1 protein-coding gene is annotated in these 399 nt (G+C 57.1%); it reads left to right on the top strand.

What is annotated here, in order from left to right; translation table 11 throughout:
• A partial coding sequence (locus OC23_RS18725; protein ID WP_161792262.1) for an ATPase, T2SS/T4P/T4SS family occupies positions 1-399 on the top strand: 399 nt, incomplete at both ends.

Genomic DNA, 399 nt, shown 5'->3' with positions numbered 1-399 from the left:
TGAATGGGCAGTGCAACTGCTTTCGACGGGGCAGAACTCCTCATACCTCGTCGAACGCATGCTCCGGATGGACCCGGACATCATCGACATCGGCGAGATCCGCACAGGCAATGAAGGTGTTGCAGCAGTTCAGGCAGCGCAGACCGGGCACTTGGTCTTCGGCTCGCTCCACGTTCTTGATCCGTTCGAACTGATTGGTCGCCTGCAAATGCTCGACCACACGCTGCTTGCCAAGGAGTTGATGTGCAACCACAAAATCATCGCGGGTTTCATGGGGCGGCGGATGGTTCCCGTGCTGTGCACGGAGTGTCGGGAGCCATTGGCCAAACATCTCGACGCAATGCCGGGAATTCTGCTTGACCGCATCAAAACCTGGGGAAACATCGAACAGGTCCATGT

Source organism: Acinetobacter sp. A47 (assembly GCF_000805455.1).
GTDB lineage: Bacteria > Pseudomonadota > Gammaproteobacteria > Pseudomonadales > Moraxellaceae > Acinetobacter.
Note: the sequence above shows the minus strand (reverse complement) of the source record. Positions and strands in the feature narration are given on the sequence as shown.